The sequence below is a fragment of the Pseudomonas nitroreducens NBRC 12694 genome, assembly GCF_002091755.1.
In the GTDB taxonomy this organism is placed as follows: Bacteria; Pseudomonadota; Gammaproteobacteria; order Pseudomonadales; family Pseudomonadaceae; genus Pseudomonas; species Pseudomonas nitroreducens.
Map to the genome: position 1 here is coordinate 536,083 of NZ_BDAI01000002.1, position 25,824 is coordinate 561,906.

The following is a 25,824-nucleotide window of genomic DNA, read 5'->3' on the forward strand; positions in this document are numbered from 1 at the left end:
TCAGACAAACAGTGACAGCAGCAGGATGAAGCCCAGGCCGACCACCGAGAGGATGGTTTCCATCGCCGTCCAGGTCTTGAAGGTCTCCATCACGCTCATGTTGAAGTACTGCTTCACCAGCCAGAAACCTGCGTCGTTGACGTGGGAGAGGATCAGCGATCCGGCGCCGGTGGCCAGCACCAGCAGTTCGCGATTCACGCCGGGGATCAGGTCGATCACCGGCACCACGATGCCTGCGCCGGTGATGGTGGCGACGGTGGCGGAGCCGGTGGCGATGCGGATCACCGCGGCGACCAGCCAGGCGAGGAGGATCGGCGAGATCTGCGCGTGCACCGCCATGTGGCCGATCACGTCGCCTACGCCGCTGGCCACCAGCATCTGTTTGAAGCCGCCGCCGGCGCCGATGATCATCACGATGGCGGCGGTGGGCGCGAGGCTCTGGTCGAGCAGCTTGAGGATCTTCTTCGAGTCGAAGCCGCGGGCGTGGCCGAAGGTGTAGAGCGACAGCAGCAGGGCCAGGAGCAGGGCGGTGATCGGGTGGCCGATCATGTCCAGCCAGGCGCGGACGACGTGGCCGTCGGCGAGCATGACGTCGGCGAAGGTCTTCAGCAGCATCAGGAACACCGGCAGCAGCACGGTAAACAGGGTGACGCCGAAGCTGGGCAGGTTGCTGGTGTCCGGCTCGTGGGCAATCTGCGCCACCAGCTCTTCATTGGGCTGGCCGGGGATCATTTTCGAGATCCAGGCACCGAAGATCGGCCCGGCAATGGCGGCGGTGGGCAGGGCGACCAGCAGGCCATAGAAAATGGTCTTGCCGATATCCGCGCCGAACACGCCGATGGCCAGCAGCGGACCCGGGTGCGGCGGCACCAGGCCGTGCACGGCGGAGAGGCCGGCGAGTAGCGGGATGCCGATCTTGATCAGCGAGACACCGCTGCGCCGGGCGACGATGAACACCAGCGGCACCAGCAGGATGAAGCCGATCTCGAAGAACAGCGGGATGCCGACCAGGAAGGCGGCGAACATCATCGCCCAGTGCACGCGCTGCTTGCCGAAGGCCTGGATCAGCGTGCGGGCGATCTGATCGGCACCGCCGGACTCGGCCATCATCTTGCCGAGCATGGTGCCCAGCGCAAGGATGATGCCGACGAAGCCGAGCACGCCGCCAAAACCGTCCTGGAAGGATTTGACGATGGTCGCCACGGGCATGCCGGAGGTCAGGCCGAGGAAGCCGGCGGCGATGATCAGGGCGACGAAGGGATGGATCTTGAAGCGGGTGATCAGCAGGATCAGGCCGATGATGGTGACCACCGCGTCCAGCAGCAGATAGGTCTCGTGGGACATGCCGAGCATGGGGCTCTCCTGTTGTTGTCGTTGTGTGCCGGAGCGGCTCTTCTCTGGGTGCAGAGAGTTTGGTGAGTTGAGATAGCGCTATCTTTAGCGGGCAGGCGCTATCAAGGTCAGTCGCTGGAATGCTGTCGCCACCACAGGTGCGCGGCTTCGGCCAGGTCGTCGACCGGGCGGGTGGCATCCAGGTGCAGGGTCAGCGGTTCGCTCAGCGGCGGTTCGAGGGCGGCGAACTGGCTGTCGATCAGGCTGGCCGGCATGAAGTGACCGGGCCGGGTGGCGACGCGTTCGGCGGCGGCGTCACGGGTCAGTTCCAGGAACACCACGCCCAGGCCGGGCACCGCGCGACGCAGGCGTTCGCGGTAGATCAGCTTGAGTGCGGAGCAGGTGAGCACCGGGCGCTGGCCGGCGGCGATGGCCTTCTGCAGTTCGGCGGCGAGGGTATCGAGCCAGCCGGCGCGGTCTTCGTCAGTGAGCGGGATGCCGGCGCTCATCTTCTCGATGTTGGCGGCGGGGTGGAAGGAATCGCCTTCGATGGCGAACGCGCCGTTGCGCAGGCAAAGCGCCTCACCGACGCTGGATTTGCCGCATCCGGAGACGCCCATGATGAGGACGGCATCGATGGAAGGGGTCATGGAAAGCCTCATTGCTGAGACAGCGCTGTCTTTATTGGGCGTAACGAAAAGCATCGGCTGCCTCCGTATTCTTGTCATTCTAGTCGGTCTGTCCTGGCGACTTCGACAGCGGTGCTCTGATGACGAGCAAGGGGCCGGCGGGCGAGGGGCCAGCGGGAGCTGGTCTCAGGCAATTGCCCTGGTCGCAAGACAGCGCTACCTTAGTGCCTCGATTTTTGTTTGGCAATACGCCCGATGACCGCCAAGAAGAATGACAAGAAGAACGACAAAAGCTCCCGAACCACCGGCCGACCGACACTGGATGAAGTAGCGCGCCGCGCCGGAGTGAGCCCGATCACCGCTTCGCGGGCCTTGCGAGGGGTGAGCACGGTGGCCGAGGAGCTAGCGGAAAAAGTCCGACAGGCGGCCAGCGAACTGGGCTACGTCGCCAACCCGGCCGCCCGCGCGCTGGCCTCCAAGCAGAGCCACAACATCGTGGTGCTGGTGCCGTCGCTGGCGAACCAGCTGTTCATCGAAACCCTCGAAGCCATCCATGCGGTGATGCACCCGCGCGGCCTCGAAGTGCTGATCGGCAACTACCACTATTCCCGTGACGAAGAAGAGAACCTGCTGCGCAACTACCTCTCCTATCAGCCGCGCGGCCTCCTGCTGACCGGCTTCGATCGCACGGAAAGCGCACGACGGATGATCGAGGCGAGCGGCGTGCCGAGCGTCTACATGATGGACCTCGACCCTGGCGCCGGCCTGCACTGCGTGGGCTTCTCGCAGATTCGTGCGGGGGAGGCGGCGGCCAAACATCTGCTCAAGAGCGGCCGCAAGCGCCTGGCCTACATCGGCGCGCAGCTGGACCAGCGTACGCTGCTGCGCGGCGAGGGCTATCGCCGCGCGCTGCAGCAGGCTGGCTGCTACGACCCCGCGCTGGAATTCCTTACGCCGCGCCCATCTTCGGTGGGCCTTGGCGGTGAGCTGTTCCGGCAGTTGCTGGCCAGCCAGCCGCAGGTGGAAGGCATCTTCTTCGGCAACGACGACCTGGCCCACGGCGCCTTGCTGGAAGCCATGCGCCACGGCATCCGCATTCCCGAGCAGGTGGCGGTGCTGGGCTTCAACGACCTGCCCAGCTCGGAGTTCATGGTGCCGCGCCTCTCCAGCATCCGCACCCCGCGCAAGGCCATAGGCACCCATGCGGCGGAACGGTTGCTCGACTTGATCAACGACAAGCCGGTGAGTGAGCCCGTGATGGACCTGGGGTTCGAGTTGATGGTGCGCGAGAGCAGTTGACTCCAGCGCTTTCGTAGGGCGCATAACGCGCCAGCGTTATCCGCCGTGAGGCATCCGGCGGATAACCTGTTCCAGGTTATTCGCCCTACGGAAAATGGCGGCGCGCGGGTGCTTTGTAGGAGCAAGCTCGCTCCTGCAAAAAGCGGGTCTCTGCGTGAACATGCCGGGCATAAAAAAGCCCGCTGGAGCGGCGGGCTGAATGCGGAGGCAAAACAATCCGGCGGGCAAGCCGCCGGAGCAATCACTCAATACGCATCGCTCATCCCATCGGTGATGGTGATGCCCTGCTTGCGCATTTCCTGGATCAGCCCGGCACGGGTGCCGGGCAGGTTCATCAGGGCCTGGTAGCGCGTGGCTTTGACTTCTTCGGCGGTGTAGGGCTTGAACTCGGCGGGCATGCTGTCGCCCGCCATGCCGTCCTTGCGCAGCAGCCAGTTGAGCAGGTCGGCCAGTTGCGCGTCGTTGAGCGCGGACTGCGACATGCCCGGCACGCGCACGAGGAATTGCCGGCCACCGTCCACCTTCAGGAAGTTGCCGACGAAGCCGTGCAGGCGCGGCGTGTCGTTGGCCTTGCTGCCGCTGCCTTCGGTGAGATGGCAGCCGGCGCATTGCAACTGGTAGTTGGTGGCTGGGGTATAGCTGAGCTGGGAGATCGGCTTCTGCACCGCCTCGTTGCCGGGCGCCGGGCGCTGGTGCGGATCGGGGATCGCACGGGCCTGGGCGAGGGGAGCGACCAGGCTGCAGAGCAGGGCGCCGACAACGAGACTACGCATGGGACTTCTCCGGACTCAGACCGCGACGCCGCGGATGATGGTGACGGTGCAGTTGTAGATGCGCGATTCCGCGCCCAGGCACCAGTTGACGTCGTTGTTGTTGAACGGACGGTACAGCGGTTCTTCGCTCTCGTTGCGGGTACAGGCGCACTGGGAGCAGCTGTGCTTACCGCAGCAGTCGTTGTAGGAAATGATGTAGTCCTTGCCGTCCGCCGGGTTGCGGCAGGTGCCGATCCAGGTCACCTGGGAAGCATCGGTGCCGGGCGGGCAGGAGGTGGTGGTACCGCCGCAGCAGGAGCAGAGGAAGCCGTCGATGGAGCAGTAGCGCCAGTAGTCGCAGCTGTTCGGATCACCCGGGTCGCCGGCCTTCGGCGCCTCGGCGGCCAGGGCCTTGGAGGTGCGGTCGATCGGCAGGATGATCGGCAGCGCCGCGCCGGCCACCAGCAGCGAGCCGAAGCGGCCCAGCAGCTTGCGCCGCGAAGTGACGTTGGCCACCTGGCGGGAGGAGCGCTCGAACAGGTTGTCGAGGAATTTCATTCTTGTTCTCTCCGTGATCAGTGGCTGTGGCCGTGGCTGGCGTCGTGGGTGTGCACGCCGTTGTGGCTGTGGCCATTCATGTACTGCTGCAGGGTGGCGCTGCCCAGGTGCTCGACCTCGAACAGGCTGTCCAGGTGCTCGCGGGAGTTCACCAGGCCCTTGGCGCGCAGCACGCCCTTGCGGTCGATCAGCGCGGCGTAGGGCAGCTTGCCGATCTGGTAGGTCATGCCGACTTCCGGGCCGACCACGTAGGCGGCTTTCTCCAGGCCGTGCTCGGCGATCAGCGCCTGCTGGGCGGCCATGTCGCCGTCGCTGACGTAGATCACTTCCAGCTCGCCGGCCTTGTCCTTGGCGATGGATTTGATCGCCGGCAGCAGCGATTTGCAGATCGGGCAGGTCGGCGAGAGGAAGAACAGCAGCTGGCCGCGCTCGCCTTCATAGCCGAAGTTGACCGGGCGACCGTGGCGGTCGGCGGCGGTGACTTTCGGCGCGGGCTCGTTGACGGCCACGCCCTTGTCGACCATCAGCGCGCCGGCCGGGGCGATACGGCCGTGGAGGACGCCGATCTGGCGCACCAGCGCCATCACGGTAAAGGCGAGGGCGATGAGCAGCACCCAGAGAAGAATGTTGGAAACGATCAGGCCTTCCATTTGTTCACCTTCCGATGAGTTTGAGCAGACGGGGATGGTTCGCCAGCAGGCTGTCGGCCGCGGCGTACAAGAGCAGGGTGACGGCGCTGGCCGCGAGGATCACGAAGGCGTCGAACACGCCCAGCTCGCGAGCCTGCGGAGCGCTGGCGGCGAGCAGGGCGAGCGCCGCGATGATCGCGTTGCGCAGCAGCAGCACCGGGCGCAGCGGTTGCATCTGGCCGGGGCCGGAGCAGCCGCAGTCGATGTCACGACGACCGCGCCAGAGGTTGATGCCGATGGCGCCGGCATAGAACAGGATCAGCGCCGTGGCGGCCAGGGCCGCCACATGACGGCTCGCCGGCACCAGCAGGGCGAAGGCAATGACGCCCTCGACCAGCGGCAGCACGCGGGCCACCGGGCCGACCAGCGAGGCCGGCAGCAGGCCGTAGTCTTCGACCTGGCGGGCGAAGCGCATCGGCGCGCGCAGCTTGTGGCTGGCGGCGCTGGCGAGCAGCACCGCAACGGCCACCGCACTGGCGATGATCAGGATCGGATCGGAAAACATATCCGCACCTCTCAGGGATGACTTGCTAAAAAGGCTTAGTGGCTCAGGACCAGGATCGGGGTCTTGGCGATCTTGTCCATGGCGCCGTTGTACTTGCCGGTCTTCAGGTCGAAGATCTGCAGGCCGCCTTCGATGTCGGTGCCCAGCAGCAGCGGCTTGTCGTCGGTGGTGGCGTGCAGGCTCCACACCGGCTTGGGCGCTTCCAGGGTGCCGATCTTCTTCTGCGTCTTCAGGTCGTAGACCCAGATGAACGGGCTTGGGTCTTCCCATTTGCCGGCGCTGTGCTCTTCATGCATCAGCACGTACATGCGATTCAGCTTGGGCGCTACGGCCATCAACTGCCAGCCGCCGGTACCCCAGCCTTTCTTGCGCTCTTCGTCGGTGGTCAGCGACCAGCTTGGCAGCATCTTCGGCTTGTCGCCGGAGACGTCCACCGGCTTGACCATGCCGTCGGTGGTCACGAAGAAGTAGGTTTCGCCCACGGCCAGGCCGCGTTCGTTGAGCTTCTCCTTGTTCGGGTCGAAGAACGGCGTCTGGCTGCGGCCGACTTCCTTGCCGTCGTCGCCGATCTTGGTGATCTGCAGCTGGCCGTCACCGCACAGCGAGGCGAAGGCGCGCTTGCCCACCGGGTAGTTGAGCACGCAGCCGCTGATGGCGATTTCGCTGGCGACCTTTTTCTCTTGCGTGTCGACCACGGTGACCGAGGTGGACGGGGTGAAGTTGTAGATGTAGACGAAGCGATCGTCGGAGCTGGTGCCCAGGGCGTACTTCTGGGTCAGGATCGAGGCGCGCTTGGCCGGGATTTCCACTTCCCACTTCGGACGCAGGTTCGAGGTGTCCCAGGCGGTCAGCACATCGGTGCGCACGCCGCGGGTGCCGCGGGAGTAGAAGGTGTCGGCGGAGTACAGGGTCTTTTCGTCGTGGCTCAGGGTGGACGGAGCGACGAAGCCGGTGCTGACCATGCCGAGCATCTTCTTCTGCTCGGGGTCGACCACGGTGACGCGGCCGGCGATGAAGTTCTCGAACTCCACGTCGACGATGTACGCACGGTGTGGCGAGGGCGGGAACGGCAAGACGGTCTCACCGATGCTCTCGGTCGGCAGCTCGGCGTGGGCTGCGCTCATCGCGAGGCAAGTTGCCAGCGCGAGGACCGATGGAGCGAGGAACCTGGCGACGCTCATTGGGTTACTCCCTATTCTTGTGTTGGCGGGCTTTTCGTGGCTTGTCCGCCATCTGCGGGGAGCGGATGACGGACGGAGGATTGAGGAGAGTCTGCCTGTGTCGGTGTGCGCCGGACTTGTTGTCCGTGCCATTTCCTTGTCTGGGGGTGACAGGGTGTCGCAGGGAGAAAGTGCAGACTGCCGTGGCGTTTGGAAGGAGAAAATCCGCCGAACGGCACAGACATGGATCAAGGCTTTCGTCAGTTTTGGTGCGAAAAAGCTGCATCGTGCCCCGAAAATCCGCACAATGCACATTTGAGCTATCTTGAAACGCCGTTACACCCACCGGAAGTGTGCATTGTGAACAGTTCACAATGTTCGACATGCTCAAAATTTCCGCGTCGTTCCTGATTGGCTTTTCCGGCCCGCTATTTGCGTTGTGCCGGGAGTCCTCAACCAATCCTCGCGGAGACCCCTCTCGATGAGTTCCCCCAGTGAGTTCCCCCTGAGCGCCACGCCCAGGGAAGGGCGCAAAGGCCTGCTGCCCATCGCCATGGTCCTGTTCAGCTTTACCTTCTTCACCGGCACCATGTTCGCCGGCGGCAAGATCGGCATGGCCTTCGACTTCGTCGACATGCTCTGGGTCGCCTTCATCGGTAACGTGCTGCTCGCCATCTACGCCGCCTCCCTGGGCCTGATCGCCTCGCGCAGCGGCCTGAACACCGTGCTGATGGGGCGCTTCTGCTTCGGCGAGCGTGGCAGCAAGCTGTCCGACTTTCTCCTCGGCTTCGCCGAACTGGGCTGGTACGCCTGGGGCACTGCCACCGTGGCCATCGTGCTGGTGAGGATGCTGGGCCTGCCGCCTGAGCTGCAGACTCCGCTGATGGTGGTGTTCGGCCTGCTGTTCTCGATCACCGCGATCATTGGCTTCAAGGGCCTGGACATCATGTCCCGCGTTTCGGTGCCGCTGATGTTCATCCTGCTGGTGGCGTCCATGGTCATCGCCACCGACAAGGCCGGCGGCTGGAGTGGCCTGCTGAGTGTGGAACCGAGCCAGACCCTGACCTTCTCCGCCGCCGTGACCATGGTCTTCGGCACTTTCGCCAGCGGTGCGACCCAGGCCACCAACTGGACCCGCATGGCCCGCAGCGGGCGCATCGCGGTGATCGCCAGCGTGGTCGCCTTCCTCATCGGCAACGGCCTGATGATCGTCGCCGGCGCCTGGTGCGCCATCGTCTACCAGAACGCCGACATCGTCGAAGTGATGGTGCTGCAGGGCCTGTCCTTCGCCGCGGTGATCATGCTCTGCCTGAACCTGTGGACCATCCAGGGCCCGACCATCTACAACGTTTCCGCCGCCGCCTGCCACCTGGTGCGCAGCGAGCGCCGCCGCAGCATGACCCTGCTGGCCGCCGGTATCGGCATCATCCTCGCCATCGGCGGCATGTACGAATGGCTGATCCCGTTCCTGGTGCTGCTGGGCTCGATCATCCCGCCGCTGGGCGGCGTGATCATGGCGGACTACTGGTACCGCAACCGCGGTGAGTACCCGGCACTGGTGGGCACCCACATCCCGGCGTTCAACGTCTCGGGTCTGGTGTCCTACGCGGCCGGTGCGGGGCTGGCCTACGCCTCGCCGTGGATCGCACCGCTGGTGGGCATCGCCGCTGCGGCCATCTGCTACATCGTCCTCACCGAAGTCACCCGCGCCCGCGCGCCGGTGGCCGAGCCGCGCGCTTGAGCCTGAGCGTCGAGGAAATCCTCCGTCTGCCGGGGCTGGAAAGCCTCGCGCTGCGGGCCGGCGCGCGTAACCTGCATCGCAGCGTGCGCTGGTCCTACGTGGCGGAAAACGTCGGCATTGCCGACTGGGTGATGGGCGGTGAGCTGGTGTTCGTTACCGGCATCAACCACAGCCGTGACGAAGCCAACCTGCTGCAACTGGTGCGCGAAGGCGTCGCCAGCGGCATCGCCGGCATCGTCATTCTTACCGGTGACGAGTTCATCCAGCGCATTCCCGAGTCCGTGGTGCATCTGGCCGAGGTGGAAGGGTTGCCGCTGATCGAGCAGCCCTACGCGCTGAAGATGGTCATCGTCACCCACCTGATCGGCACGGCGCTGGTGCAGATGACCCAGGTGAAGACTTCGCGCCGGGACATCCTCGGCCAGCTGCTGAGCGGCGACTTCCCCAGCCTGGAGATCGTCCGTCGCCGCGCGCAACACCTGGAGTTGCCGCTGGAAGCCCCGCGGCGCCTGGTGGCGCTCCGGCTGTCCGGCGTCGACAGACTATTCCAGCAGCACGAACCGGAAGAGGCCGAGCGCGCATTGCAGCTCACCCGCCAGCGCCTGCTCGACCATCTGGAAAGCTGGCAGCAGGAGCGCCCCGAGCGCCTGCCGGTGGTGATCCAGGGCGACCTGTTCGTCCTGCTGCTGGCCGACATTGAGCGCGCCGAACTGCACGCGCTGGCCGCCGAGCTGCAGCAGGAGCTGGCTCCGCTGCGTGCCTACCTCGGGCTTTCTGCCTGCGCCGATTCCTGCGCGGAATATCCCCGCGCGCTGCTCGAAGCGCGCCAGGCGCTGGATGTCGCCGAAGGCATGCAGGCGCCGGGCGGCGTCTGCGACTACCGTGAGCTGGGCGTGCTGCGCCTGCTGCGGGCGATCCCCGATCGTGCGGTGATCGAGCAGTTCATGAAGGACACTCTCGGCCCGCTCAACGAGGCGGGCCGCAAACAGCCGCACCTGCTGATCGAGACGCTCGACGCGCTGGTCCAGGAAGGCGGCAACGCGCTCAAGGCGGCACAGCGCCTGGGCATCCATCGCAACACCCTGAACCAGCGGATCGCGCGCATCGAGGCCCTCAGCGGCCAGTCCCTGGACGACGCGCAATTCCGCCTGAATACCTCCGTGGCGCTGCTCATCTGGCGCATGTCCAGCGCGCCGCGCCACGAATAGCCTGAAGAGGACCTTTGATCCCATGAAAATCATCAACGCCTCCCTGCGCAAGCAGACCGGCCTGTTCACCATCCGCTGCGACGGCGACGTCATCGCCGATGTCGTCCAGCAAGCCGGCACCCTGGCCGCCAGCGGCGACGACATCGACGCCCGTGGCAACCTGGCTATCGCCCCGCTGGTGGAGCCGCACATCCACCTCGACGCCACCCTGACCGCCGGCGAGCCGGAGTGGAACATGAGCGGCACGCTGTTCGAGGGCATCGAGCGCTGGGCCCAGCGCAAGGAAACCATTACGCACGAGGACACCAAGTCCCGCGCCCACACCACCCTCCGCATGCTGGCCGCCCATGGCATCCAGCACGTGCGCACCCACGTCGACGTGACCGATCCGACCCTGGCCGCGCTCAAGGCCATGGTGGAGGTCCGCGAAGAGGCGCGGCACCTGGTGGACCTGCAGATCGTCGCTTTCCCGCAGGAAGGCATCGAGTCCTACGAGGGCGGCCGCGAGCTGATGGAAGAGGCGATCCGCCTCGGCGCCGACGTGGTCGGTGGCATCCCGCACTTCGAAAACACCCGCGAGCAGGGCGTCAGCTCGATCAAGTTCCTCATGGACCTGGCCGAGCGCACCGGTTGCCTGGTGGACGTGCATTGCGACGAGACCGATGACCCGAACTCGCGCTTCCTCGAAGTGCTTGCCGAAGAAGCCCGCGTGCGCGGCATCGGCGGCCGCGTCACCGCCAGCCACACCACGGCCATGGGTTCCTACGACAACGCCTACTGCTCCAAGCTGTTCCGCCTGCTCAAGCGCTCGGGCATCAACTTCGTCTCCTGCCCGACCGAGAGCATCCACCTGCAGGGCCGCTTCGACACCTTCCCGAAACGTCGCGGCGTGACGCGCGTGGCCGAGATCGACCGCGCCGGCATGAATGTCTGCTTCGGCCAGGATTCGATCAAGGACCCGTGGTACCCGCTGGGCAACGGCAACATCCTGCGCGTTCTGGATGCCGGCCTGCACATCTGCCACATGATGGGCTTCGATGACCTGCAGCGCGCGCTCGACCTGGTCACCGACAACAGCGCCCGCGCGCTGAACCTGGGGGCGCGCTACGGCATTGCCGCCGGCCGTCCGGCCAACCTGCTGGTGCTGGGCGTGGACAGTGATTACGAGGCGGTGCGCCAGCAGACCAAGGCGCTGTACTCGATCCGCAATGGCCGCGTGCTGATGAAGCGCGAGCCGGAGCAGGTTGAGCTGATCGAAGGCTGAAACCGGCGTAGGGCGCATAACGCCGGAGGCGTTATGCGCCATTTGGCGGATAACCCGTGCCGGGTTATGCGCCCTACGGGAGTCACAGATGCAATTCGCAGGATGGCGTGGAGCAGATCGCTCTGCTCAGGGCACCATCGCCATACCCACGCCGAAGCGGTTCCAGGCGTTGATGGTGGCGATGGCCAGGGTCAGGTTGGCGATCTCGGCGTCGCTGAAGTGCTCGCGCAGGGCGTCGAACTGGTGCTGCGGGGCGTGCTTCTCCGGCAGGCGGGTGAGGCTTTCCACCCAGGCCAGCGCGGCGCGTTCGCGCTCGCTGAAGAAGCGGGTTTCCTCCCACACGCTCAGGGTCTGCAGCCGCGCCTCGGTCTCGCCGGCCTTGCGGGCGTCGTTGGCGTGCATGTTCACGCAGTAGGCGCAGCCGTTGATCTGCGAGGCGCGCAGGCGGATCAGTTCCAGCAGCGAGGTTTCCAGGCCGGATTTGGCCAGTGCCTGTTCCAGGCCGAGCATGGCCTTGTAGGCGTCGGGGGCGGCCTTGGCCCATTCGAGTCGTGCGCTCATGGTGATCTCCAGTGGGGCCCGCGGTAGCGCGGGAATGGAGCTAAGGTAACGCCGGTGCCCCGGCGTTCGAATAGCCAATTCCCGGCAATACCGGCAGACCAATGGGACCAATTCGAGGCTCCATGCCGGGAGTCAGTCCCAACCCCCCGGGCACCCCTTGCAGCCCACCATGTTGCTGCCCTGGAAGTTGCCGAAGCGCTGGCGGCTGCCACGCAGGTCGGCATCTTCCAGATTCGCTTCGGCCAGCTTCACTTCCTGCAGGTTGGCGTCGCGCAGGTCGGCGCCCTTGAGGTCGGCGCGGGACAGCCAGGTCATTTCCAGGTCGGCAGCACGCAAATTGGCCTGGTGCAGCTTGCCGCCGCTCAGGCGGGCGAATTCCAGGTAGGCGGCGGTGAGGTCGGCGCCTTGCCACTGCGCGCCCTGGGCGAACAGGCCCCAGGCCTGGATGGCGACCAGCTTGGCGCCACTCAGGTCGGCGCCGCGCAGGTTGGCCTGCTGCAGGCTGGCGCGGGTGAGATCTGCACCGTTCAGCTGCGCCTGTTGCAGGTTCGCCAGGTCCAGCTTGGCGTGGCGCAGGTCGGCTCCGGCAAGGTTGGCGCCGGAGAGGTTCATCCGCGTCAGGTCCTGGTTACGGAGGTCGGCACCGCGCAGGTCGGCGTTGGGACATTGGCTGTCCGGCTCGATGCGGCAGCCGGCGATGACGGTGGCCGCATCGTCGTCCACTTCCGGCGCAGGCTGGCTGGTGGCGAAGGCGAGGGCGGAGAGGGGGAAGAGCAGGCAGGCGAGCAGGCGCATGGTGATCTCCTGGCAAAAAGAAAAAGGCCCGCACCGGGTTCGGCGCGGGCCTGTGCATCAACGGCTGGCGGTCTTGTTGTCCCAGCTGGGCAGCTTGAACACCCAGAAGGAGCCGCCCTGGGCCACCGGCTTGGTCAGCTCGGCCATGTCGCCGCCCCACAGCGGCACCGCGCCGCCATAGCCGACGGTCACACCGATGTACTGCTCGCCGTCCTGTTCCCAGGTGATGGGCGGGGAGACGATGCCGCTGCCGGTCTGGAACTGCCACAGCTCCTTGCCGGTCTTGGCGTCGAAGGCCTTGAGGAAGCCCTCGCCGGTGCCGGTGAACACCAGGTTGCCGGCGGTGGCCAGCACGCCGGCCCAGAGCGGCAGGTGGTCCTTGTATTCCCATTCCACCTTGCCGGTGGTGGGGTTCATCGCGCGCAGCGTGCCGACGTGGTCGTCATACATGCGCTTGATGCGGAAGCCCATGCCCAGGTAGGCGCTGCCCTTGGCGTAGTTCACTTCCTCGGTCCAGTAGTCCTCCTTCCAGTGGTTGGCCGGGACGTAGAACAGCCCGGTGTCCTGGCTGTAGGCCATGGGGTTCCAGTTCTTGCCGCCGAGGAACGGTGGCGAGACTTCCACAGCCTTGCCGTGCTTCTGCCCAGGCTCCGGCAGCGGCGGGCGCTGGCCTTCATTCTCCACCGGGCGGCCGGTCTTCAGGTCGATGTGGCTGGCCCAGGTGATGTTGTCGACGAAGGGGAAGGCGTTCTGCAGCTTGCCGTTGGTCCGGTCGACCACATAGAAGAAGCCGTTGCGGTCGGCGTGGGCGGTGGCCTTGACGATCTTGCCGTCCTGGGCCTTGTAGTCGAACAGCACCAGTTCGTTGTTGCCGGAGAAGTCCCAGGCGTCGTTGGGCGTGTGCTGGTAGAACCACTTAACCTCGCCGGTGCTCGGGTCGACGCCGACCTGGCCGGAGGTGTAGAGGCTGTCGTAATCGTGCGGGTTGCCGCCCTTGGCGGTGCGCGCCCAGGTATTCCACGGGCCGGGGTTGCCGGCGCCGACGATGATGGTGTTGGTCTCGGCATCGAAGCTCGCGCTCTGCCACGGGGCGCCGCCGCCGTGGCTCCAGGCCTCGACCTTGCCGGTGGGGGAGTTCTTGTCCTCCGGCCAGGAGGGTGCCTTCACGTCGCCCGTGGGAGTGCTGTCCTTGCCATTGAGGCGGCCCATGTGGCCCTCGACGAAGGGCCGCATCCACACCTCTTCGCCGGTGTCCGGGTCGCGGGCGAACAGGCGGCCGACCACGCCGAACTCGTCGCCCGAGCTGCCGTGGATCAGCAGCACCTTGCCGGTCTTGCCGTCCTTCACGATGGTCGGCGCGCCGGTCATGGTGTAGCCGGCGCCGTGGTCGCCGAACTTCTTCTTCCAGACCACCTTGCCGGTCTTCTTGTTCAGCGCTACGACCGAGGCGTCGAGGGTGCCGAAGTAGATCTTGTCGCCATAGATGGCAGCGCCGCGGTTGACCACGTCGCAGCACGGGCGGATGTCGTCGGGCAGGCGGTGGTTGTAGGTCCACAGGCGCTTGCCGGTCTTCGCGTCGAGGGCGAACAGCCGCGAGTAGGAGGCGGTCACGTAGACCACGCCGTCGCTGACGATGGCCTGGGATTCCTGGCCGCGCTGCTTCTCGTCGCCGAAGGAGTAGGACCAGGCCGGGGTCAGCTTGAACACGTTGTCGGCATTGACCTGCTTGAGCGGGCTCCAGCGCTGGGCATTGGTGCCCATGCCGTACTGCAGCACGTCGCCTGTGGTCTTGTGGTCGTTGGCGATGTCGTCCCAGGTCACATCCTTGGCCAGGGCGGAGCCGCCGGCGGTGAGGGCGATGGCGCAGGCAAGGCTGCTGAGGACGAGGTGCAGGGGGGCTGTTGTTGTTCTCATGGTGGGTTTCCCGTGATGGATGGCGGCAGGCCGCTGCACGTGCCGCGGCGAATCCATGGTGGGAGGAGGGCGTGGCGGCGGGGAACGGAAAAGCTCCCGGCGATGCCGGGACTATTTCCCGGTCCGGGCATGACTTGGGCTTGCTGCCAAAGCGCCGGCAGTGGCCGACCGGCGTTCTAGTACGAAGGGAGTAGACGGGAGCATCCAAAGCAGGATTCGGCCGTCGGTCGCGCGTTCTTACCATCGTCGTCACTGGCGTCTTTCCGGGCGCCGTGCCTTGCCAAGCATCTCGATGAGAGGATGAAGTGATGAACAACAAGAACGTGCTGTGCGGCCTGCTGTTGCTGGCCGGCCTGGGTGTCTCGGGCCTGGCCCTGTCCCACGGCAATGTGACGCCCCAGGCAGTGGATACCACGGGGCTGGAACCATTGGGCAAGGAATGGCGCGACACCAACCCCTACCGCGAGCCCTACGCCAACCACGCCAAGGCGGTGGAGATCGGTGCTTCGGCCTACAACCAGAACTGCGCGCGCTGCCATGGCCTGGAGGCCAAGTCCGGCGGCATCGCCCCCGACCTGCGCATGCTCGACGTGGGCGCCGAGGGTGACGAGTGGTTCAAGGAGCGGGTGATCAACGGCGCGGTACGCGACGGTGCGGTGTACATGCCGAAGATGGCGGACTTCATCAGCCAGGAAGGCCTCTGGGCAATCCGCACCTACCTGGACAGCGTGCACGTGGACGAGTGATCGCCATGCGCCTGTTCGCCTGGTTGTTCGGCCTCTGCCTGCTATTTGGGCAAGCGCAGGCTGGGGTACGCCCCTATGAGGACATGGTCGCCAGCGGCGTGCTGCGGGTGGCGGTGTACGAGAACTTCCCGCCCTACAGCTTCATGCAGGACGGGCAGCCGCGCGGGGTCGATATCGATCTCGCGCAGCACCTGGCCAGCGGCCTGGGCATGCGCGCGGAGTTCCTCTGGGTAACCCCCGGCGAACGTCTGGACGACGACCTGCGCAACTTCATCTGGAAAGGCCACTACCTGCGCCCCGGCGTGGTTGCCGACGTGATGCTGCGCGTGCCCTACGACCGCCAGTACGCCAACCGGCGCAACGATGTCGGCGAGTTCGCCAACGAGCAGGTGGTGATGTTCGGCCCCTACCAGCGCGAGCGCTGGCAGGTGGTCAGCGATGACCGTCGGCTGGCGGAAGTGGACACCATCGCGGCGTTCCGCGAACACCCCATCGGCGTCGAGCTGGACAGCGTGCCGTCGTTCTACCTGACCTCGGTGCTGGGCGGCCAGCTCAGCCGCATGACCATCCACTTCCCCAGCACCCAGGCGGCCTTCGACGGCATGCGCGCGGGCAAGGTGGACGCGGTGATGGCCCTGCGTGGCGAGTTGGACTGGATGCGCGGGCAAGCCGCCGACGAGCACCTGAAGAACGCCGAGAACACCTATCCCAACCTCGGCCAGCCCGAGTGGGACATCGGCATGGCGGTGCATGAAAGCAATCGCCAGCTCTCCAATGCCCTGGACGGCGAACTGGAGGAACTGGTGCGCAGCGGCGAGATGGAGAAGCTCTATGCGGCCTACGGCGTGCGTTACGAGCTGCCGGGGCTCTACCAGGACGTGCAATGAGGGAGACATGATGCGCAGGCGCCAGATGTTGCTCGGGCTGTGCGGCTTGCCGCTGCTGGCCGCGGCGGTGGAGGGCGATCCGATGCCCTCGGTGATGTGGGAGTACCACCACAAGCGCCTGCTCAATGGCGAGCCCTACGTCTTCGACGAGCGGGTCAGGCTGGGTGTGCCGCCGTTCGCCGAGGACTCCCGCCAGGTCCCGGTGGAGGTGGACGCCCGCGCCTTGCCGGGGCGCTTCGACCGACTGCTGCTATGGGCCGAGCTGAACCCGATTCCCCATGTGCTGACGCTTTACCCCGGCGTGCACCTGGAGCCGCTGCTGGCGGTGCGCATCCGTATCGAACAGGCCACACCGATCCGTGCTGCGCTGCGGGACGAGCAGGGAGTCTGGCATGTCGGCTCGGCGTGGATCGATGCGGCCGGTGGCGGCTGCACAGCGCCCAGCGTGGTACGTGCGCAACCGGGCTGGGAGGACCGGCTCGGCCAGGTCCATGGCGAGTCCTACCCCAAAGGAGAGTACAGCCGCGTGCGCCTGTCGGTCTCGCACCCGATGGACAACGGCCTGGTCGGCGGCATCCCCGAGTTCTACCTCGACCACGCCGAATTGCGTGGGCCGGAAGGCGAGGTCTTCGCCCGACTGGACCTGTTCCCCGCGGTCAGCGAGAACCCGACCTTCACCTTCGAAGTGCGCGGCCACCCGCATACCGAGCTCTGGCTGCACGACAACAACGGCAACGAATTCCAGGCCGCTCTGCGCTGACGCCGCACTGCGCCAACGAGGTGCCCATGCGTTTCCTCCTGATCGCCCTCGCGTGCCTGTGCCTGCCGGCACTGGCCGACCTGCAGTACCACCTTCAGCCCCGGCAGATCGCCGAGGGCACCTGGGTGGTGGAAGGCAGCACTGACAACTTTGCCAAGGACAACGGTGGCGCCATCGTCAACGTCGCCTTCATCGACACCGGCGACGGCGTGCTGGTGATCGACAGCGGTCCTTCAAGGCGCTATGGCGAAGCCCTGCGTGCGCTGATCCAGCAGACCACCGGCAAGCCGGTGAAACGCGTCCTGCTGACCCACCATCACCCTGACCACGTGCTGGGCAACCAGGCCTTCACCGACCTGCCCATCGGCGCGCTGGCCGGCACCAGCAAATTGCTGAAAGAGCAGGGCAACGCCATGGCGGAGAACATGTACCGCCTGATCGGCGACTGGATGCGTGGCACCGAGGTCGTGCTGCCCACCGAGGCGGTGGAGCCCGGTGAATGGCAGATGGGCAGCCACCGCTTCCGCCTGCTGGGCTTGCGCGGGCACACTGGCGCGGACCTGGCGATTCTCGACGAAACCACCGGCGTGCTGTTCGCCGGGGATATCGTCTTCTACCAGCGCGCACTGACCACGCCGAACAGTCCCGGCCTGGATGTGTGGCTGGGTGACCTCGATACCCTGCAGCAGCTGCCGTGGAAACAGATCGTCCCCGGCCATGGCCCCATCGCCGCGGATGCCGCGCCGTTTGCGCAGATGCGCGACTACCTCGGCTGGCTCGACACTGTGATGCGTGACGGCATCGCCCAGGGCGCGGACATGAACGACCTGCTGCGCACGCCGATTCCGGACCGTTTCGCCGGCATCAGCCTGACGCGCTATGAGCTGATCCGCAGCGTCAGCCACCTGTATCCGCGCTATGAGCAGAAGGCTCTGCCGCGCGTCGATGAGCAATAGCCATTTCTGCGGAGGTTTCGGTGCGCGGACAGGCCCTCACCCCAGCCCTCTCCCGGAGGGAGAGGGGGCTGTCTGGAGCGGCTTTGCTGCTCGCCGCTCCGATCTGCTCTTCCTGTAGGAGCGAGCTTGCTCGCGAACCTTCCAGCAGGATGCATTCCTGTTTTCGCCCCTCGCGCCGAACGGCTCCCTCTCCCCCTGGGAGAGGGCTGGGGTGAGGGGCTCGGAACCCCGTTCAGACAACGCAGTGGCCGGGGAATCCGCTTCGCGAGCAAGCTCGCTCCTACAGGGGCAAGGCTCTCCCATCCAGCCCGTAAATGCCTCGAATTTCGCGGCTCGGCAGCCCGGTATTGCTACCAAGGAACTAGGAAATTCGGCACTGCGTTCAATTGTTGGCCTGCCGTGCCAAACCAAGAATCTGCGACAGACCGGGAAATTTTCCCGGGTACAACAACAATCGCAGAGGCGCACCGCCATGAGACAGCTTCAACCTTTCGCCCGCACCGTGCTGTTCACCGCCATCGGCCTGGCCAGCCTGGGCGCCCACGCCGGCGTCACCGACCAGGACATCAGTGATGCCGCCAAGCGCACCGACCAGGTCGTGGTCAACGGCATCAACCAGCAGGGCCAGCGCTTCAGTCCGTTGAACACGCTGAACAGCGATAACGTGAAGGAGCTGCGGCCGGTGTGGGCGCTGTCCTTCGGCGGCGAGAAGCAGCGCGGCCAGCAGGCGCAACCGCTGATCAAGGACGGCGTGATGTACGTCACCGCCTCCTACTCGCGGGTGTTCGCCGCCGATGCGCGCACCGGTCGCAAGCTCTGGCAGTACGACGCGCGCCTGCCTGACGGCATCATGCCCTGCTGCGACGTGATCAACCGTGGCGTGGCGCTGTATGGCGACCTGGTGATCTTCGGCACCCTCGACGCCAAGCTGGTCGCCCTGAACAAGGACACTGGCAAGGTGGTGTGGAAGAAGACCGTGGCCGACTACAAGGCCGGCTACTCCATCTCCGCCGCACCGCTGATCGCCAAGGGCAAGCTGATTACCGGCGTGGCCGGCGGCGAGTTCGGCGTGGTCGGCAAGATCGAGGCCTACAACCCCACCAACGGCGAGCTGCTGTGGAGCCGCCCGACCGTGGAAGGCCACATGGGCTACGTCTACAAGGACGGCAAGGCCGTGGAGAACGGCATCTCCGGCGGCGAGGCGGGCAAGACCTGGCCGGGTGACCTGTGGAAGACCGGCGGCGCGGCGCCGTGGCTGGGCGGCTACTACGACCCGAGCACCGACTCGCTGTTCATCGGCACCGGCAACCCGTCGCCGTGGAACTCGCACCTGCGCCCTGGTGACAACCTGTACTCCTCCTCGCGCCTGGCGCTGAACCCCGAAGACGGCTCGATCAAGTGGCACTTCCAGACCACCCCGCACGACGGCTGGGACTTCGACGGTGTGAACGAGCTGGTGTCCTTCGACTACAAGGACGGCAGCAAGACCGTGCAGGCGGCTGCCACCGCCGACCGTAACGGCTTCTTCTACGTGCTCGATCGCACCAACGGCAAGTTCATCCGTGGCTTCCCCTTCGTCGACAAGGTGACCTGGGCCAAGGGCCTGGATAAGGACGGCCGGCCGATCTACGACGACGCCCACCGTCCGGGTGCGCCGGGTGAGGGCGGCGAGAAGGGCAGCTCGGTGTTCGTTGCGCCGTCCTTCCTCGGCGGCAAGAACTGGATGCCCATGGCCTACAGCCAGGACACCGGGCTGTTCTACGTGCCGTCCAACGAATGGGGCATGGACATGTGGAACGAGAACATCGCCTACAAGAAGGGCGCGGCTTACCTCGGCGCGGGCTTCACCATCAAGCCGTTGAACGAGAAGTACATCGGCGTGCTGCGTGCCATCGATCCGAAGACCGGCAAGCAGGTCTGGCGCTACGAGAACTACGCGCCGCTGTGGGGCGGCGTGCTGGCGACCCACGGCAACCTGGTGTTCACCGGCAACCCCGAGGGCTATCTGATGGCCTTCGACGCCAAGACCGGCAAGAAACTTTACGAGTTCAACACCGGCTCGGGCGTGATCGCCTCGCCGATCACCTGGGAAATGGACGGCGAGCAGTACGTCACCGTGCTCTCCGGCTGGGGCGGCGCGGTGCCGCTGTGGGGCGGCGAGGTGGCCAAGCGCATCAAGGACCTGGACCAGGGCGGGATGATCTGGACCTTCAAGCTGCCCAAGGATCTCGTCGCCAAGAAGTGATGGTGCTGTGAGGTGATCAGAGGGCCGGCCGTTGAGTCGGCCCTTTGTTTTTGTGGTGTCTAACGACGCCGTTCGCGAGCATGGTCCGCTCCTGCATTCGATCGCCGAAGTCAGCTCTAGCTCTGGCTCTTCAACATTTCCAGAGAAACATCCGCACGCTCCGGAGTGCCCCTTTCAGGAGGCCGAAGGTGATCGGAGTTTCAGGGGTTGAGCGACATGGATGTCGCGAGAGCTGCGATGGGCCAGGGATGGCCCTTCGCAGCGGGCCCCTGGAACTCCGAAGAACCGGGGGTACTTTTCGCGAAGCGAAAAGCCGGATGGAGGGGCGAGACTTTTTGGTCCCTTTTGTGAGGGCGGCTATCCGACGTTTGACAAAAGGGACTCGCCCGAGGGAGCGAAACAAGAGATCCGTGCGCACGCTGAGGCGGTGCCGAACCCCCAAAGCCAAAGCGGCATAGAGCATTCAGCTCCTTGCCTAACGGTTCGCGAGCAAGCTCGCTCCTACAGTTCTGCGTATGCCGAAGCGACGCTGAAGCAATCAAGCACCAACAAAAGCATCGCGTAGAAGCCCCACTCCTGCGAGAGCCAAGCGTCCGAGTAAACCTGTAGGCACGCCCCATGGGTCCGCTACTACGAACTTCCATGCCCCGGCATCTACTACCAAATGAGGAACCCATCCCTCCCATGGGTGCATTCCGGGCCGGGAAGGGCGCTGCCTAAGATCGCTCCATGACCTGGCCGATGGAGGCCGGGACCCGACAGGAGAGCATCCCCATGATCTACGCCGCACCCGGAACCCCCGGCGCCGTCGTCACCCTCAAACCGCGCTACGGCAACTACATCGGCGGCGAGTTCGTTGCGCCGGTGCTGGGCCAGTACTTCAGCAACACCTCGCCGGTGAACGGCGAAATCATCGCCGAATTCCCGCGCTCCACCGCCGAGGACATCGAACTCGCCCTGGATGCCGCCCATGCCGTCGCCGATAGCTGGGGTCGCACATCGGTGCAGGACCGCGCGCTGATCCTGCTGAAGATCGCCGACCGTATCGAACAGAACCTCGAGCAACTGGCCGTCGCCGAAACCTGGGACAACGGCAAGGCCGTGCGCGAGACCCTGAACGCCGACGTGCCGCTGGCCGCCGACCACTTCCGTTACTACGCCGGCTGCATCCGGGCGCAGGAAGGTGGTGCCGCCGAGATCAACGAGAACACCGTCGCCTACCACATCCACGAGCCGCTGGGCGTGGTCGGGCAGATCATCCCGTGGAACTTCCCGTTGCTGATGGCTGCCTGGAAACTCGCGCCGGCCCTGGCCGCCGGCAACTGCGTGGTGATCAAGCCGGCCGAGCAGACGCCGCTGTCGATCATGCTGCTGGCCGAGATCATCGGCGACCTGCTGCCGCCGGGCGTGCTGAACATCGTCCAGGGCTTCGGCAAGGAAGCCGGCCAGGCGCTGGCCACCAGCAAGCGCATCGCCAAGATCGCCTTCACCGGCTCGACCCCGGTCGGCTCGCACATCCTCCACTGCGCGGCGGAGAACATCATCCCGTCCACCGTGGAACTGGGCGGCAAGAGCCCGAACATCTTCTTCGAGGACATCATGAACGCCGAGCCGGCGTTCATCGAGAAGGCCGCCGAGGGCCTGGTGCTGGCGTTCTTCAACCAGGGCGAGGTCTGCACCTGCCCGTCACGGGCGCTGGTGCAGGAGTCGATCTTCGAGCCGTTCATGGCCGAGGTGCTGAAGAAGATCAAGGTAATCAAGCGCGGCAACCCGCTGGACACCGACACCATGGTCGGCGCCCAGGCTTCGCAGCAACAGTACGAGAAGATCCTCTCTTACCTCGACATCGCCCAAAGCGAAGGCGCCGAGCTGCTCACCGGCGGCTCCAGCGAGCGGCTGGAGGGCGACCTGGCCAGCGGTTACTACATCCAGCCGACCCTGCTCAAGGGGCACAACGGCATGCGCGTGTTCCAGGAGGAAATCTTCGGCCCGGTGGTGGGCGTGACTACCTTCAAGGACGAGGCGGAAGCCCTGGCGATCGCCAACGATACCGAGTTCGGCCTTGGCGCCGGCGTCTGGACCCGCGACATCAACCGCGCCTGGCGCATGGGGCGTGGCATCCAGTCCGGCCGCGTGTGGACCAACTGCTACCACCTGTACCCGGCCCACGCCGCGTTCGGCGGCTACAAGAAGTCCGGCGTCGGCCGCGAAACCCACAAGATGATGCTCGACCACTACCAGCAGACCAAGAACCTGCTGGTGAGCTACGACATCAATCCGCTGGGCTTCTTCTAACCCTTGCAATAACCCGGCGGACCTTCCCCCATCAGGTCCGCCGGCCCTTTGCGCTGTACCCCGCCTGGCACTCCACCGGGCATCCCTTGTGTCGACGCGCCCGATCGGGCGGCCGTCCGCTTCCGTACCCATTCCACGGGTGACGGCCTTCGTCGAACGCGGCTCCGGCCGCGTTTTCTTTTTTTCTCTGGCCGCGGCCCGCTACCAAATCAGGGGGGAATCTCCTTCGAAAGTATCATTCGGGGAGCCTGACCCTGGTGTTTAACTCGACCTTGCCGGTTCTTCCGGTGCCTTCCAACAAGAAAGAGGACAGACCCATGTGGACCAAGCCTAGCTTCACCGACCTGCGCCTTGGCTTCGAAGTGACCCTGTACTTCGCCAACCGCTGATCCACTGCGCCCCGGTCCGCCGGGGCCCCTGCCCACGGGGCACTGTCATGCACATCCGAATTCTCGGGTCGGCCGCCGGTGGCGGCTTTCCCCAGTGGAACTGCAATTGCCGCAACTGTCGCGGTGTACGCGACGGCAGCGTGATCGCGCAGCCACGCACGCAATCCTCCATCGCGCTATCCGACGACGGCGAGAGCTGGATTCTCTGCAACGCATCCCCCGATATCCGCGCCCAGCTGGCGTCCTTCCCGGCCCTGCAGCCGGCGCGGCGCCTGCGCGATTCGGCGATTGCCGCCATCGTCCTGCTGGACAGCCAGATCGACCACACCACCGGCCTGCTCAGCCTGCGCGAAGGCTGCCCGCACGAGGTGTGGTGTACGGAGATGGTCCACCAGGACCTGTCCACCGGCTTCCCGCTGTTCCCCATGCTGTCGCACTGGAACGGCGGGCTGAAGCACAACCTCATCGAGCTGGATGCCGAGCCCTTCGTCATCCCGGCCTGCCCGGGCCTGCGCATCACCGCCATCGCCCTGCGCAGCAGCGCACCGCCGTACTCGCCGCACCGGGGCAACCCGCATCCGGGCGACAACATCGGCCTGTTCGTCGAAGACACCGCTACCGGCGGCAAGCTGTTCTACGCGCCCGGTCTGGGCCAGGTGGACGACGGCTTGCTGGCCTGGATGCGCCGTGCCGACTGCCTGCTGGTGGACGGCACGCTCTGGCGCGACGACGAAATGCGCGTCTGCGAGGTGGGCGACAAGCTCGGCAGCGAGATGGGCCACCTGGCCCAGAGCGGCCCTGGCGGCATGATCGAGGTGCTGGATAGCATCGACGGCCCGCGCAAGGTGCTCATCCATATCAACAACACCAATCCCATCCTCGACATCGCCTCGCCCGAACGCGCCGAACTGGACGCGCGCGGCATCGAGGTGGCATTCGACGGGATGGGGATTTTCCTTTGATGGCTCTTTTTCCAGAAGGAACCTCGCGATGACCCGCGAAGCCATGAGCCCCGCCGAATTCGAGCAGGCACTGCGCGCCAGGGGCGCCTGCTACCACATCTTCCACCCGTACCACGTGGCCATGTACGAAGGCCGCGCGACCCGTGAGCAGATCCAGGGCTGGGTGGCGAACCGCTTCTACTACCAGGTGAACATCCCGCTCAAGGATGCGGCGATCCTCGCCAACTGCCCGGACCGCGACGTACGCCGCGAATGGCTGCAGCGCATCCTCGACCACGACGGCGCGCCCGGCGAAGAGGGTGGCATCGAGGCCTGGCTGCGCCTGGCCGAATCCGTGGGGCTGGACCGCCAGCAGGTGCTGTCCCAGGAACTGGTGCTGCCCGGCGTGCGCTTCGCCGTGGACGCCTACGTCAACTTCGCCCGCCGCGCCAGCTGGCAGGAAGCGGCCAGCAGTTCGCTGACCGAACTGTTCGCCCCGCAGATCCACCAGTCGCGCCTGGACAGCTGGCCGCAGCACTACCCGTGGATCGATGCCTGCGGCTACGACTACTTCCGCAAGCGCCTGTCGCAGGCGCGCCGCGACGTCGAGCACGGCCTGCGCATCACCCTGGAGCACTACCGCACCCGCGAGGCCCAGGAGCGCATGCTGGAAATCCTGCAATTCAAGCTCGATGTGCTCTGGAGCATGCTCGACGCCATGAGCATGGCCTATGAACTGCAGCGCCCGCCGTACCACACGGTAACGGCCGAGCGCGTATGGCACAGGGGGTTGCTGTGATGAGTCTGCCTTCGCTGGACAGCATCCCGGCGCTGCGCCGGGGTTTCCGCCTGCAGTTCGAGCCGGCCCAGGGTTGCCACGTGCTGCTCTATCCTGAAGGGATGGTGAAGCTCAACGACAGCGCCGGGGCGATTCTCGGTCGGGTCGACGGGCAGGCCGACGTCGCCGGCATCATCGATGGTCTGCGTGCCGATTTCCCCGGCGTGCCGGGCATCGACGAAGACATCCTGGCATTCCTCGAGGTGGCCCATGCGCAATTCTGGATCGAACTGCGCTGAGGCGCCGGTAGGGCCACCGCTCTGGCTGCTGGCCGAGCTGACCTACCGTTGCCCGCTGCAGTGCCCGTACTGTTCCAACCCGCTGGACTTCGCCAGGGGCGGCGAAGAGCTGAGCACCGCGCAGTGGATCGAGGTGTTCCGCCAGGCCCGCGAGATGGGCGCGGCGCAGCTGGGCTTTTCCGGCGGCGAGCCGCTGGTGCGCCAGGACCTCGCCGAGCTGATCGCCGCTGCGCGTGGGCTGGGTTTCTACACCAACCTGATCACCTCCGGCATCGGCCTCAACGAGAAGCGCCTGAAGGAGTTCGCCGACGCCGGGCTCGACCATATCCAGATCAGCTTCCAGGCCGCCGACGAGGAGGTGAACAACCTGCTCGCCGGCTCGCGCAAGGCGTTCGCCCAGAAGCTCGCCATGGCCCGCGCGGTAAAGGCCCACGGCTACCCGATGGTGCTGAACTTCGTCACCCACCGGCACAACATCGACAGCATCGACCGCATCATCGAGCTGTGCATCGAGCTGGAGGCGGACTTCGTCGAGCTCGCCACCTGCCAGTTCTACGGCTGGGCCGAGCTGAACCGCGCCGGCCTGCTGCCGACCCGCGAACAGCTGCAGCGGGCCGAACGCGTCACCGCCGAATACCGCGAGCGCCTGGCCGCCGCCGGCAACCCGTGCAAGCTGATCTTCGTGGTGCCGGACTACTACGAGGAGCGCCCCAAGGCCTGCATGGGCGGCTGGGGCAGCGTGTTCCTCGACGTCACTCCGGACGGCACCGCGCTGCCGTGCCACAGCGCGCGACAACTGCCGGTCAAGTTCCCCAACGTGCGCGAGCACAGCCTGCAGCACATCTGGTACGAGTCATTCGGCTTCAACCGCTTCCGCGGTGATGCGTGGATGCCCGAGCCGTGCCGGTCCTGCGACGAGAAGGAACGCGACTTCGGTGGCTGCCGCTGCCAGGCCTTCCTGCTTACCGGCGATGCCGAAGCCACCGATCCGGTGTGCGCCAAGTCTGCCCGCCACGGGATCATCCTCGATGCCCGCCGCGAGGCGGAAACCGCCGCCATGCCACTCAGCGCGCTGACCCTGCGCAACGAGCGGGCCTCGCAGCTGATCTGCAAGGCCTGAG

25 protein-coding genes are annotated in these 25,824 nt (G+C 65.9%); 15 read left to right on the forward strand and 10 right to left on the reverse strand.

Going from position 1 to position 25,824, the window contains the following annotated elements; genetic code table 11:
• Positions 1-1,353, reverse strand: a complete 1,353-nt coding sequence (locus PNI01S_RS08310; protein ID WP_024762473.1) for a GntP family permease — start codon at positions 1,351-1,353, stop codon at positions 1-3.
• A 107-nt stretch (positions 1,354-1,460) separates the two neighbouring features.
• Positions 1,461-1,982, reverse strand: coding sequence for a gluconokinase (locus PNI01S_RS08315; protein ID WP_024762474.1), 522 nt, complete (start codon positions 1,980-1,982; stop codon positions 1,461-1,463).
• 234 nt (positions 1,983-2,216) lie between these two features.
• Here PNI01S_RS08315 and gntR point away from each other — a divergent pair, with 234 nt between their 5' ends.
• Positions 2,217-3,260: an HTH-type transcriptional regulator GntR gene (gntR, locus tag PNI01S_RS08320; RefSeq protein WP_024762475.1), complete on the forward strand. Its 1,044-nt coding sequence runs from the start codon at positions 2,217-2,219 to the stop codon at positions 3,258-3,260.
• 245 nt (positions 3,261-3,505) lie between these two features.
• On the opposite strand, the gene PNI01S_RS08325 is transcribed toward gntR, so the two are convergent.
• The 5 genes from PNI01S_RS08325 to PNI01S_RS08345 are packed head-to-tail and all read right to left on the reverse strand — an operon-like array spanning position 3,506 to position 6,945.
• Positions 3,506-4,033 carry a c-type cytochrome gene (locus tag PNI01S_RS08325; RefSeq protein ID WP_024762476.1) on the reverse strand — a complete coding sequence of 176 codons (528 nt, stop codon included), beginning with the start codon at positions 4,031-4,033 and terminating at the stop codon, positions 3,506-3,508.
• Positions 4,034-4,048: 15 nt separating this feature from the next.
• Positions 4,049-4,570 (reverse strand): methylamine dehydrogenase light chain, encoded by a 522-nt coding sequence (locus PNI01S_RS08330; protein ID WP_017518360.1) that lies wholly within the window; start codon positions 4,568-4,570, stop codon positions 4,049-4,051.
• 17 nt (positions 4,571-4,587) lie between these two features.
• On the reverse strand, positions 4,588-5,220 hold the full coding sequence (gene mauD / locus PNI01S_RS08335; RefSeq protein WP_024762477.1) for a methylamine dehydrogenase accessory protein MauD: 633 nt from the start codon (positions 5,218-5,220) through the stop codon (positions 4,588-4,590).
• A gap of 4 nt (positions 5,221-5,224) precedes the next feature.
• Positions 5,225-5,764: a MauE/DoxX family redox-associated membrane protein gene (locus tag PNI01S_RS08340; RefSeq protein ID WP_024762478.1), complete on the reverse strand. Its 540-nt coding sequence runs from the start codon at positions 5,762-5,764 to the stop codon at positions 5,225-5,227.
• Positions 5,765-5,799: 35 nt separating this feature from the next.
• Positions 5,800-6,945 (reverse strand): amine dehydrogenase large subunit, encoded by a 1,146-nt coding sequence (locus tag PNI01S_RS08345; protein ID WP_084357809.1) that lies wholly within the window; start codon positions 6,943-6,945, stop codon positions 5,800-5,802.
• A 460-nt stretch (positions 6,946-7,405) separates the two neighbouring features.
• On the opposite strand from PNI01S_RS08345, the gene codB reads away from it, so the two are divergent.
• Genes codB through codA form a run of 3 tightly spaced genes read left to right on the forward strand, consistent with a single transcriptional unit; the run spans position 7,406 to position 11,137 of the window.
• On the forward strand, positions 7,406-8,665 hold the full coding sequence (gene codB, locus PNI01S_RS08350) for a cytosine permease (protein WP_024762479.1): 1,260 nt from the start codon (positions 7,406-7,408) through the stop codon (positions 8,663-8,665).
• Entirely contained in the window at positions 8,662-9,873 is a 1,212-nt protein-coding gene (locus PNI01S_RS08355) for a PucR family transcriptional regulator (protein WP_024762480.1), read from the forward strand. The genes codB and PNI01S_RS08355 overlap by 4 nt, the downstream gene beginning before the upstream one ends.
• A 22-nt stretch (positions 9,874-9,895) precedes the next feature.
• The gene (gene codA, locus PNI01S_RS08360; protein ID WP_084357810.1) at positions 9,896-11,137 is read left to right on the forward strand and encodes a cytosine deaminase; all 1,242 of its coding nucleotides are present in this window, start codon (positions 9,896-9,898) and stop codon (positions 11,135-11,137) included.
• 126 nt (positions 11,138-11,263) lie between these two features.
• Here the strand turns inward: codA and PNI01S_RS08365 are convergent, their stop codons facing one another.
• The 3 genes from PNI01S_RS08365 to exaA form a co-directional block, all read right to left on the reverse strand.
• The gene (locus PNI01S_RS08365) at positions 11,264-11,698 is read right to left on the reverse strand and encodes a carboxymuconolactone decarboxylase family protein (protein ID WP_038803200.1); all 435 of its coding nucleotides are present in this window, start codon (positions 11,696-11,698) and stop codon (positions 11,264-11,266) included.
• Positions 11,699-11,830: 132 nt separating this feature from the next.
• Positions 11,831-12,493, reverse strand: a complete 663-nt coding sequence (locus PNI01S_RS08370) for a pentapeptide repeat-containing protein (RefSeq protein WP_024762482.1) — start codon at positions 12,491-12,493, stop codon at positions 11,831-11,833.
• A 57-nt stretch (positions 12,494-12,550) separates the two neighbouring features.
• Positions 12,551-14,407: a quinoprotein ethanol dehydrogenase gene (gene exaA / locus PNI01S_RS08375; protein WP_024762483.1), complete on the reverse strand. Its 1,857-nt coding sequence runs from the start codon at positions 14,405-14,407 to the stop codon at positions 12,551-12,553.
• Positions 14,408-14,715: 308 nt separating this feature from the next.
• Here exaA and pedF point away from each other — a divergent pair, with 308 nt between their 5' ends.
• From pedF to pqqE, 11 genes are all read left to right on the forward strand, one after another.
• Complete coding sequence (gene pedF / locus PNI01S_RS08380; protein WP_037013308.1) at positions 14,716-15,153, forward strand: cytochrome c-550 PedF; 438 nt, start codon at positions 14,716-14,718, stop codon at positions 15,151-15,153.
• A 5-nt stretch (positions 15,154-15,158) separates the two neighbouring features.
• Positions 15,159-16,040 carry a substrate-binding periplasmic protein gene (locus tag PNI01S_RS08385; protein WP_084357811.1) on the forward strand — a complete coding sequence of 294 codons (882 nt, stop codon included), beginning with the start codon at positions 15,159-15,161 and terminating at the stop codon, positions 16,038-16,040.
• A 10-nt stretch (positions 16,041-16,050) separates the two neighbouring features.
• A complete protein-coding gene (locus PNI01S_RS08390; RefSeq protein ID WP_037013317.1) occupies positions 16,051-16,800 on the forward strand; it encodes a quinoprotein dehydrogenase-associated SoxYZ-like carrier in 750 nt (249 codons plus the stop codon).
• A gap of 26 nt (positions 16,801-16,826) precedes the next feature.
• Entirely contained in the window at positions 16,827-17,756 is a 930-nt protein-coding gene (locus PNI01S_RS08395; RefSeq protein ID WP_084357812.1) for a quinoprotein relay system zinc metallohydrolase 1, read from the forward strand.
• A gap of 472 nt (positions 17,757-18,228) precedes the next feature.
• Entirely contained in the window at positions 18,229-20,001 is a 1,773-nt protein-coding gene (locus tag PNI01S_RS08400; RefSeq protein ID WP_084357813.1) for a methanol/ethanol family PQQ-dependent dehydrogenase, read from the forward strand.
• Positions 20,002-20,775: 774 nt separating this feature from the next.
• On the forward strand, positions 20,776-22,296 hold the full coding sequence (exaC, locus tag PNI01S_RS08405; protein WP_084357814.1) for an acetaldehyde dehydrogenase ExaC: 1,521 nt from the start codon (positions 20,776-20,778) through the stop codon (positions 22,294-22,296).
• Between the two features lie 317 nt (positions 22,297-22,613).
• Positions 22,614-22,685: a pyrroloquinoline quinone precursor peptide PqqA gene (gene pqqA, locus PNI01S_RS08410; RefSeq protein ID WP_003106462.1), complete on the forward strand. Its 72-nt coding sequence runs from the start codon at positions 22,614-22,616 to the stop codon at positions 22,683-22,685.
• Between the two features lie 47 nt (positions 22,686-22,732).
• On the forward strand, positions 22,733-23,647 hold the full coding sequence (gene pqqB, locus PNI01S_RS08415) for a pyrroloquinoline quinone biosynthesis protein PqqB (RefSeq protein WP_084357815.1): 915 nt from the start codon (positions 22,733-22,735) through the stop codon (positions 23,645-23,647).
• A 28-nt stretch (positions 23,648-23,675) separates the two neighbouring features.
• Complete coding sequence (gene pqqC / locus PNI01S_RS08420) at positions 23,676-24,425, forward strand: pyrroloquinoline-quinone synthase PqqC (protein ID WP_024762489.1); 750 nt, start codon at positions 23,676-23,678, stop codon at positions 24,423-24,425.
• Positions 24,425-24,703: a pyrroloquinoline quinone biosynthesis peptide chaperone PqqD gene (gene pqqD, locus PNI01S_RS08425; protein WP_024762490.1), complete on the forward strand. Its 279-nt coding sequence runs from the start codon at positions 24,425-24,427 to the stop codon at positions 24,701-24,703. The genes pqqC and pqqD overlap by 1 nt, the downstream gene beginning before the upstream one ends.
• Positions 24,675-25,823 (forward strand): pyrroloquinoline quinone biosynthesis protein PqqE, encoded by a 1,149-nt coding sequence (pqqE, locus tag PNI01S_RS08430; protein WP_065083828.1) that lies wholly within the window; start codon positions 24,675-24,677, stop codon positions 25,821-25,823. The genes pqqD and pqqE overlap by 29 nt, the downstream gene beginning before the upstream one ends.
• Position 25,824 lies beyond the last annotated feature (1 nt).